The sequence below is a fragment of the Streptomyces bobili genome (assembly GCF_002154575.1).
GTDB lineage: Bacteria > Actinomycetota > Actinomycetes > Streptomycetales > Streptomycetaceae > Streptomyces > Streptomyces bobili.
In genome coordinates this window covers 23,453-30,954 of record NZ_MUBA01000295.1, presented here as the reverse complement: position 1 = coordinate 30,954, position 7,502 = coordinate 23,453, and the positions used below count along the sequence as shown (strand labels likewise).

The following is a 7,502-nucleotide window of genomic DNA, read 5'->3' as shown; positions in this document are numbered from 1 at the left end:
CCTCTCAGCGGGCCTCTCAGCGGGCCTCTCAGCGGGCGTCGAGTTCCGACGTGCGCCGCTTCGGGGCGATCGTGCGATAGCTCTCCTCGACCCAGTCGCACAGCAGCTCGGCCGCCGGGGCGCCCTCCCCCGCCAGCGGGACGCTCACCCAGCCCGCCTTGCCGAGGCCGTACCCGGCCGGTTCGGCGCCCGGGGAGGCCAGCGCGTGGGCGTGGGCCGTCTCGTCCTTCAGCTTGACCGTGACTCCGAGCGGGTAACTGCCGTCGGTGACGCCGAGGAAGACGAACACCTTCTTGTCGACCTTGGCGACGGTCTCGCCCCAGGGGAACTCCTCGGTCGCACCCGGCAGGCCGAGCGCGAAGCGGCGTACTTTCTCCCATTTCCTCAGGGCGTTCCTGTCCACGGCCACCTGCTGCCTCCGGGCTCGTCGTCGGGCTCCGCACTGCTCACGCTAACCTCAGCCACCGACAGCGGCGCGGGCTGCGAGACCAAGGGGTGTCATGAGCAGGATGAAAAGGGCGGACCGCCCGTACGACCTCGTGCTCTTCGGGGCGACCGGCTTCGTCGGGACGCTCACCGCCGCGTACCTCGCGGCCCACGCGCCCGCGGATCTGCGCTGGGCGATCGCCGGCCGCGACGAGATGAAGCTGCGGCGGCTGCGGGACGCGCTGCCGGGCGGCGCGGAGCCCGGTGTGCTGCGGGCGGACGTCTCCGACCCGGCCTCGCTGCGCGCCCTCGCCGGGCACGCGCGCGTGCTCGCGACGACCGTCGGCCCCTACGTGGCGTACGGCGAGGAGCTGGTGGCCGCCTGCGCCGACGCCGGGACCGACTACCTCGACCTCACCGGCGAGCCGGAGTTCGTGGACCTGATGTACGTCCGGCACGACGCACGCGCGCGGGAGACGGGCGCCCGGCTCGTGCACGCGTGCGGCTTCGACTCCGTCCCGCACGACCTGGGCGCGTACTTCACGGTCCGCCAGCTCCCGGAGGGCGTCCCGCTGACCGTGGACGGCTACGTGAGCGCCGACGCCACCTTCTCGGGCGGCACGTTCGCCTCGGCGCTGGGCCAGTTCGCGCGCGGCCGGCAGATGGTCACCGCGGCCCGCGAACGGCACCGGCACGAACCCCGGCTGATGGACCGCCGGGCCACGGCACCGCTGGGGACGCCCCGGTTCGCCCCCGAGGTCGGCGCCTGGGCGCTGCCCCTGCCGACGATCGACCCGCAGATCGTGCGCCGGTCGGCGAAGGCACTGGAGCGCTACGGCCCCGACTTCCGCTACCGCCACTACGCGGCCGTACGACGCCTGCCGGTCGCGGTGGGCGGGACGGCGGCCGTCGGCGCCCTGTTCGCCGCGGCCCAGGTGCCGCCCGCCCGACGGTGGCTGTCGGACCGGCTCAAGCCTGGCGCGGGGCCGAGCGCCGAGAAGCGGGCGCGCAGCTGGTTCTCCGTCCGGTTCGTGGGCGAGGGCGGCGGTCGGCGGGTGTACACGGAGGTCTCCGGCGGGGACCCGGGCTACGACGAGACGGCGAAGATGTTCGCCGAGGCGGCACTGTCCCTGGCCTTCGACGACCTGCCGGAGACCGCCGGGCAGGTCACGACGGCGGTGGCGATGGGCGACGCGCTGACCGAACGGCTGCGCGCGGCGGGCATCCGCTTCCGGGTGGCGGCGAGCCGCTGACCGAGGGCCGGTCCGGGTCCCTTCGTCCTAGACCGGCCATTCCACCAGTGTGTAGATCATCCCGACGATCCAGCCGAGGCCTGCCAGGACGGCGAGGACCAGTGCGGCGTTCACGGCGCGCTCGACGTGCCGGTCGGGGTCGGCGAGGGGCTTGGGGGCTCGGTGCGTCGTCATGCGGCCACTGTGCCGACGGCGCACCGTCCGCCACATCCGTACAGGTACTCAGACCGGCCCACATGCGCACCCTGGGCGTCGACGGCCCCGGCCCGCCCGCGATTTGAGACTTCTGGCCTCCCTCACCCTGCGTTCCCTGGGCCGTTGGGACGCGAAGTGCCAACAAGCACTTCAATGAAACGCTGGAAGGGCACGCGAGCGGAGGGAGGTGAGCTGCGTGAAGTTCGTTCTCGAAGTCGCCCTGGACGAGGGGGCGTCGGCCCAGGACCGGGCCCGTGAGCTGGGGCGTGTCCTGCGCTACTGGGGCGGGAACCTCGGCCACTACGCCCTGGAGCCCGGCGACGGGTCGCCGGTGTACGACTCGGAGTACCGCGAGGTCGGTCAGTGGCGGGTCGCCGACTCCTGAGGCGTCTCCTGAGGCGTCCCGGGCATTGTCCCGGAGGTTCCCTGGGACGCCTCCCGGAGGGCTTCCTCCAGCGCCCTGCGGCACAGCGCGTCCGCCCGCCGGGTCGTCTCCGGCAGGCGGAACTCCGGGGCGAGGGCGAGGGTGTGGGCGCAGGCGTTGTCCAGGCTCACCCGGTGGCCGACGGACACGAAGACCGGCTTGACGCCCGCGCGGGTGCGCAGGGCGCGGCCGACCTCGTCGTCACCGGCGAGCAGCGGTGCGGCCGACCCGCGCGCGGCGGCCGGCTCGGCGTACGTGAAGGTGAACGGGTTCTTCGCGACGCCGATCGTCGGGAGGCCGGTGAGGACCCCTAGATGGCTGGCGAGGCCGAAGCGGCGGGGGTGGGCGAGGCCGTAGCCGTCGCAGACGACCAGGCCCGGTGCGCAGGGCAGGGCGTCCAGGGCGGCGAGCACGGTGGGGATCTCCCGGAACGCCAGCAGGCCGGGGACGTACGGGAAGGAGATCCGGCCCACGGCGGTGGCCTCGGCGAGCACGTCGAGGCTCGCCGCGTCCAGCACGACGGCGGCGGCCACGACGACGTCCCGGTCGTCGTCGTAGGCGACGTCGACCCCGGTCACGTGCCCGGTGCCGGGCGGCGGCCCCGGTTCGTCGAGCACCACGGAGGCCCGCAGCTCGTCCTGGACCGCGCGGGCCTCTTCCTCGGTGGCGGGCCAGCCCGCCGGAATGCTTACGGTCGTCATGGTGGGGACGAGCCTACGGGGCGCGCCCCCGACGGCGTAGGCTCGCGATCATGTTCGTACTGGAACTGAGCTACACCGCACCGCTCGACGCCGTGGACGCCGTCCTCCCCGACCATGTGGCCTGGATCGAGGAGCAGTACGCGCGCGGGCTGTTCCTGGCCTCCGGGCCCAAGAACCCCCGCGACGGCGGGATCATCGTCGCCGTCGCGGAGGACCGGGCCCGGATCGAGGAGATCACGGCCGGCGATCCCTTCGTCCTGGCCGGCGTGTGCGCGTACCGGATCACGGAGTTCGAGGCCACGAAGACGGCGCCCGAGCTGCAGCGGTACCGGGTCACGCCCGGCTGAGCGGCCCCGCGCCGTCAGTCCTTGCCGAGGGCGCGCTGCAGCTGGCTCTTGTTCATGTCCGAACGGCCGTGGATGTCGCGGCGCTTGGCCTCCTCGTACAACTGGTCGTAGGTGGGCCCCTGAGAGCCCTTCCCGGACCGCCGGCCGCCCCGCTCGCCGGACGACATGTCCTGCGTGGAGGTACGGCTGGCGGTCTTCGACTCGCCGGACCGTGCCCGCTCCTTGTTCACCGTGCGGGAGGCGATCTCCTTCGCCCGGCCGGCGCTCTCTCCCCGCTCCTGCGCGCTTTCCTTGATGTGCTCGTACTGCCGCTCCCGCTTGGGGCTGGAACCGCGTGGCATGTGCGCTCACTCCTCTCGTGTCCGCACCTCACGGGTACCCCCCGAAACGGCTATCGCTCCAGCCGTGCCACCCGCCCCTGTTCGCCGGCGGCCCAGCAGCCGCGGTCGGGGGTGCAGTCGACGGTGTCGTACGAGCCCGTGTCGACCGTGCGCCAGGTGCGGCCGGCGTCCGTGGTCAGGTCGGTGCCGGTCGGGCCGACCGCGAGGGCGGCGGTGCGGCTGTGCGGCAGCCAGGCGACGCCGGAGCGGTAGGCGGGCGGGGGTGTGCCGGCGGGCCGCCAGGTGCGGCCCGCGTCGCCGGTCGCGGCGGCGGCCGACGGGGAGGGCTGGTCCGCGCGGTAGTCGCCGCCGACCGCCAGGCCGTGGGTACGGTCGCGGAAGGCGAGGGCGAACACCCCGCGCGCGGGGTCGCCCGCCGGGATCGGGGCGTCGGTGACCGTCCAGGTCAGGCCCCGGTCCGCCGAGTGCAGCACACGCGCGCGCTCCGCCCCGCCGGTGGCCAGCCACACGTCGCGGGAACCGGCCGACACCAGGCACTGGCCGCTCGCCGCGAAGCCCGCCTCGCCCGGCAGGGCCGTCGGCATGCCCGCGTCCGGCAGCACCGTCCAGGAACGGCCGCCGTCGCTGGTCGACAGGATGCGGAACCGGCCGTCCACGGGGTCGCTCATCGCCAGTCCGTGGCGGCGGTCGAAGAAGGTCATGCAGTCGTAGAAGGCCCGCGTGTCGGTGTTGCGGAAGGACTCCGTCCAGGTCGCCCCTCCGTCGTCGGTGCGGTACACGCGGGAGGCCTCGCCCTCACCGATGGCCAGCACCACGGCGCGCCGCGCGTCGAACGCCTCGACGTCGCGGAACTGGAGGCCGGCGGCGCCGGGCGGGGAGACGTTCCGCCAGTTCGCGCCGCCGTCGGTGGTGCGCAGGACGGTGCCCTGTGTGCCGGCCACCCAGGCGGTGTCGCGGTCGACCGCCGCCAGCCCGCGGAAGCGGACGGTGGGGGTGCCGGTGTCCTTGGGCGCCCACGCGGGCGTGTGGCCGCCCGGCCGCCCGGTCTCCCCGGCCTGTGCGGGTACGGCCGTCAGAACGGCCAGCGCCGCCGCGCAGGCCGCTCCCGCCGCGACCGTCCGCCCCGCACGCCTCACCCGTGCCGTCCCTACCGTGCCTGTCCCGCGCCGCGTCTTCCCCAAGGGCCTCATGGCGGGCGAAGCTAGTCCACCTCTTCGGTGGCGTCCAGATGCCCGCGATCACCTCAACAGCCCTACGGGACACGGCAGGAGAGGTGAGTCACTCGTGTGCATGAAAGGCGGTGACCGAGGTCACTCGGCTTTCGTGTGCACGGATCGGCCGATTCCGGCGTCTCTTCCAGTGTCCGGCCGCACCCAACCGGAAGTTCGCCCCGCCGTCACAAGGGAGCAAGGCGTTGTCCATCGTCATCGAGCAGCCCGTCGAGGCGCGCCTGGTCGCCGCCGCGCCTCGGATGCAGAGCATCCCCGCCACCCTGCACTACGACCGGCGTGACCCCTTCGCCGTCCGTATGACCTTCCCCGCCCCGGCCACCCTGGAGGGCGTGGACGTCTGCTGGACCTTCGCCCGCGACCTGCTCACCGCGGGTCTGCACGACGCCGAGGGCGACGGGGACGTCCGCGTGCGGCCGTACGGCTACGACCGCACGGTGCTGGAGTTCCACGCGCCCGAGGGCACCGCGATCGTGCATGTGCACTCGGCGGAGATCCGGCGGTTCCTCCAGGCCACCGGCGAGCTGGTGCCGGCCGGTCTGGAACACCTCCAGCTGGACCTCGACCACGACCTCGCGGAGCTGATGCGGGACGCCTGAGTAATTCCGTTGACAGCCCTTCCCGGCCGCTCCTACCGTGAGTGACGCATCTGTTGCCGCCGATAGGAGAAGGACGTTGCTCGTCTGAGGTCTGAGACACCACGCCGCACCCATGGGGTGCCGGCGTCGCGTGCGACCTCGGCGTTCGAGCCGTTCTTGCGGAGCAGGGCCTTCCCACGGGCTTCCGTGGCCCCACGCTCCCTCCGCTCCTCCCGCGGTGGTCGCCGCCTTGACGGTGTCTCGATACGCGTTGCCCTGACCGCACACGCGACCGCGAGGCCCTCTTGTCATCTTCGATCACCTGTACGTCCCTCTCCTTCGCCTGGCCCGACGGCACCCCCGTCCTCGACGGGCTCGACGTCGCCTTCGGCCCCGGCCGGACCGGCCTCGTCGGCGTCAACGGCTCCGGCAAGTCGACCCTGCTGAAGCTGATCGCCGGCGAACTCACCCCCTCCGACGGCACCGTCCGCACGGCCGGCCAGATCGGATACCTCCCGCAGAACGTCACGCTCGACACCTCCCTGCGCGTCGACGAGGTCCTCGGCATCTCCGCCCGCCGGGCCGCGCTGCACGCCATCGAGGCCGGGGACGTCCGCGAGAAGCACTTCGAGACCCTCGGCGACGACTGGGACGTCGAGGAGCGCGCCCTGGCCACCCTCGGCGAACTCGGCCTCGCCGCCATCGGCCTGGACCGCACCATCGGCGAGGTGTCGGGCGGCGAGTCCGTCCTGCTGCGGCTCGCCGCACTGCTGCTGCGCCGGCCGGACATCCTGCTGCTCGACGAACCGACCAACAACCTCGACCTGTACGCCCGGCGGCGCCTGTACGCGGCCGTCGCGTCCTGGCCGGGCGTCATGGTCGTCGTCAGCCACGACCGGGAACTGCTCGAACTCGTCGACCAGATCGCCGACCTGCGGGCCGGCGAGGTCGCCTGGTACGGCGGCAACTACTCCGCCTACGAGGAGGCGCTCACCACCGAGCAGGAGGCCGCCGAACGCATGGTGCGCGTCGCCGAGTCCGACCTGCGCAAACAGAAGCGCGAACTGTCCGACGCCCAGATGAAACTGGCCCGGCGCAAGCGCTACGGCCAGAAGATGTGGGACCAGAAACGCGAACCGAAGATCGTCATGGGGGCGCGCAAGCGGGCGGCGCAGGAGTCCGCGGGCAAGCACCGCATCCTGCACGAGGAGAGGCTCGCCGAGGCCAGGGAACGGCTCGACGAGGCGGCCCTGGCCGTCCGGGACGACGCCGAGATCCGCGTCGACCTGCCGTACACGGCCGTACCGCCGGGCCGTGACGTCCTCAGCCTGCTCGATCTGCGGCTCGCGTACGGCGCGCGTGTGGAGGGCGGATTCGATCTGCGCGGGCCCGAGCGGGTGGCGCTGGTGGGGCGCAACGGCGCGGGCAAGACGACGCTGCTGCGCACGATCGCCGGCGAACTGGCCCCGGTGGCGGGCGAGGTGCACGCGCACGTGCCGCTCCGCTTCCTGCCGCAGCGGCTGGACGTCCTCGACGACGGGCTGACGGTCGCCGAGAACGTGGCCCGCTTCGCGCCGGACGCCACCGACAACCGGATCAGGGCCCGGCTGGCCCGCTTCCTGTTCCGGGGCGGCCGGGCCGACCAGAGGGCGGCGACGCTGTCCGGCGGCGAACGCTTCCGGGCGACACTCGCGGCGCTCATGCTGGCCGAGCCCGCGCCGCAGCTGCTGCTGCTGGACGAGCCGACCAACAATCTCGACATGGCGAGCGTCCGGCAGCTCACGTCCGCCCTGGAGTCCTACGAGGGCGCCCTGATCGTGGCCAGCCACGATCTGCCGTTCCTGGAGTCGATCGGGATCACCCGCTGGCTGCTGCTGGACGGGGAGCTGCGCCCGACGTCGGCGCGGGAGCTGGCGGATCCGGTGTAGGGCCTCTCGTTTGGATCAGGCCGGGCTCGCGGGCCCTGGTCTCAGGAGGGGCACATTGTTACTGGGGGGTTATGCCCCGG

Annotated in this window: 10 protein-coding genes; 5 read left to right on the top strand and 5 right to left on the bottom strand. The window is 73.2% G+C overall.

What is annotated here, in order from left to right:
- Positions 1 to 28: 28 nt before the first annotated feature.
- Positions 29 to 409 carry an MmcQ/YjbR family DNA-binding protein gene (locus tag BZL64_RS23495; RefSeq protein ID WP_086771181.1) on the bottom strand — a complete coding sequence of 127 codons (381 nt, stop codon included), beginning with the start codon at positions 407 to 409 and terminating at the stop codon, positions 29 to 31.
- Positions 410 to 500: 91 nt separating this feature from the next.
- Between BZL64_RS23495 and BZL64_RS23490 the strand changes: the two genes are divergently transcribed.
- Entirely contained in the window at positions 501 to 1,679 is a 1,179-nt protein-coding gene (locus BZL64_RS23490; protein ID WP_208639502.1) for a saccharopine dehydrogenase family protein, read from the top strand.
- A gap of 27 nt (positions 1,680 to 1,706) precedes the next feature.
- Here the strand turns inward: BZL64_RS23490 and mmpA are convergent, their stop codons facing one another.
- On the bottom strand, positions 1,707 to 1,853 hold the full coding sequence (gene mmpA, locus BZL64_RS23485) for a morphogenic membrane protein MmpA (protein ID WP_190046568.1): 147 nt from the start codon (positions 1,851 to 1,853) through the stop codon (positions 1,707 to 1,709).
- A gap of 217 nt (positions 1,854 to 2,070) precedes the next feature.
- Here mmpA and BZL64_RS23480 point away from each other — a divergent pair, with 217 nt between their 5' ends.
- A complete protein-coding gene (locus BZL64_RS23480; protein WP_086771178.1) occupies positions 2,071 to 2,259 on the top strand; it encodes a hypothetical protein in 189 nt (62 codons plus the stop codon).
- On the opposite strand, the gene BZL64_RS23475 is transcribed toward BZL64_RS23480, so the two are convergent.
- Positions 2,235 to 2,999, bottom strand: coding sequence for an endonuclease V (locus BZL64_RS23475; RefSeq protein WP_086771177.1), 765 nt, complete (start codon positions 2,997 to 2,999; stop codon positions 2,235 to 2,237). The genes BZL64_RS23480 and BZL64_RS23475 overlap by 25 nt on opposite strands.
- Before the next feature lie 50 nt (positions 3,000 to 3,049).
- Here BZL64_RS23475 and BZL64_RS23470 point away from each other — a divergent pair, with 50 nt between their 5' ends.
- The gene (locus tag BZL64_RS23470; RefSeq protein ID WP_086771176.1) at positions 3,050 to 3,346 is read left to right on the top strand and encodes a YciI family protein; all 297 of its coding nucleotides are present in this window, start codon (positions 3,050 to 3,052) and stop codon (positions 3,344 to 3,346) included.
- Between the two features lie 14 nt (positions 3,347 to 3,360).
- Here BZL64_RS23470 and BZL64_RS23465 read toward each other — a convergent pair whose 3' ends face one another.
- Positions 3,361 to 3,687: a plasmid stabilization protein gene (locus BZL64_RS23465; RefSeq protein WP_086771175.1), complete on the bottom strand. Its 327-nt coding sequence runs from the start codon at positions 3,685 to 3,687 to the stop codon at positions 3,361 to 3,363.
- 50 nt (positions 3,688 to 3,737) lie between these two features.
- Complete coding sequence (locus tag BZL64_RS23460; protein ID WP_244205456.1) at positions 3,738 to 4,877, bottom strand: WD40/YVTN/BNR-like repeat-containing protein; 1,140 nt, start codon at positions 4,875 to 4,877, stop codon at positions 3,738 to 3,740.
- 224 nt (positions 4,878 to 5,101) lie between these two features.
- Here BZL64_RS23460 and ssgD point away from each other — a divergent pair, with 224 nt between their 5' ends.
- Together ssgD and BZL64_RS23450 are read left to right on the top strand one after the other, a co-directional pair.
- A complete protein-coding gene (ssgD, locus tag BZL64_RS23455; protein ID WP_086771173.1) occupies positions 5,102 to 5,515 on the top strand; it encodes a spore wall synthesis regulator SsgD in 414 nt (137 codons plus the stop codon).
- 284 nt (positions 5,516 to 5,799) lie between these two features.
- On the top strand, positions 5,800 to 7,422 hold the full coding sequence (locus BZL64_RS23450) for an ABC-F family ATP-binding cassette domain-containing protein (protein ID WP_086771172.1): 1,623 nt from the start codon (positions 5,800 to 5,802) through the stop codon (positions 7,420 to 7,422).
- Positions 7,423 to 7,502 lie beyond the last annotated feature (80 nt).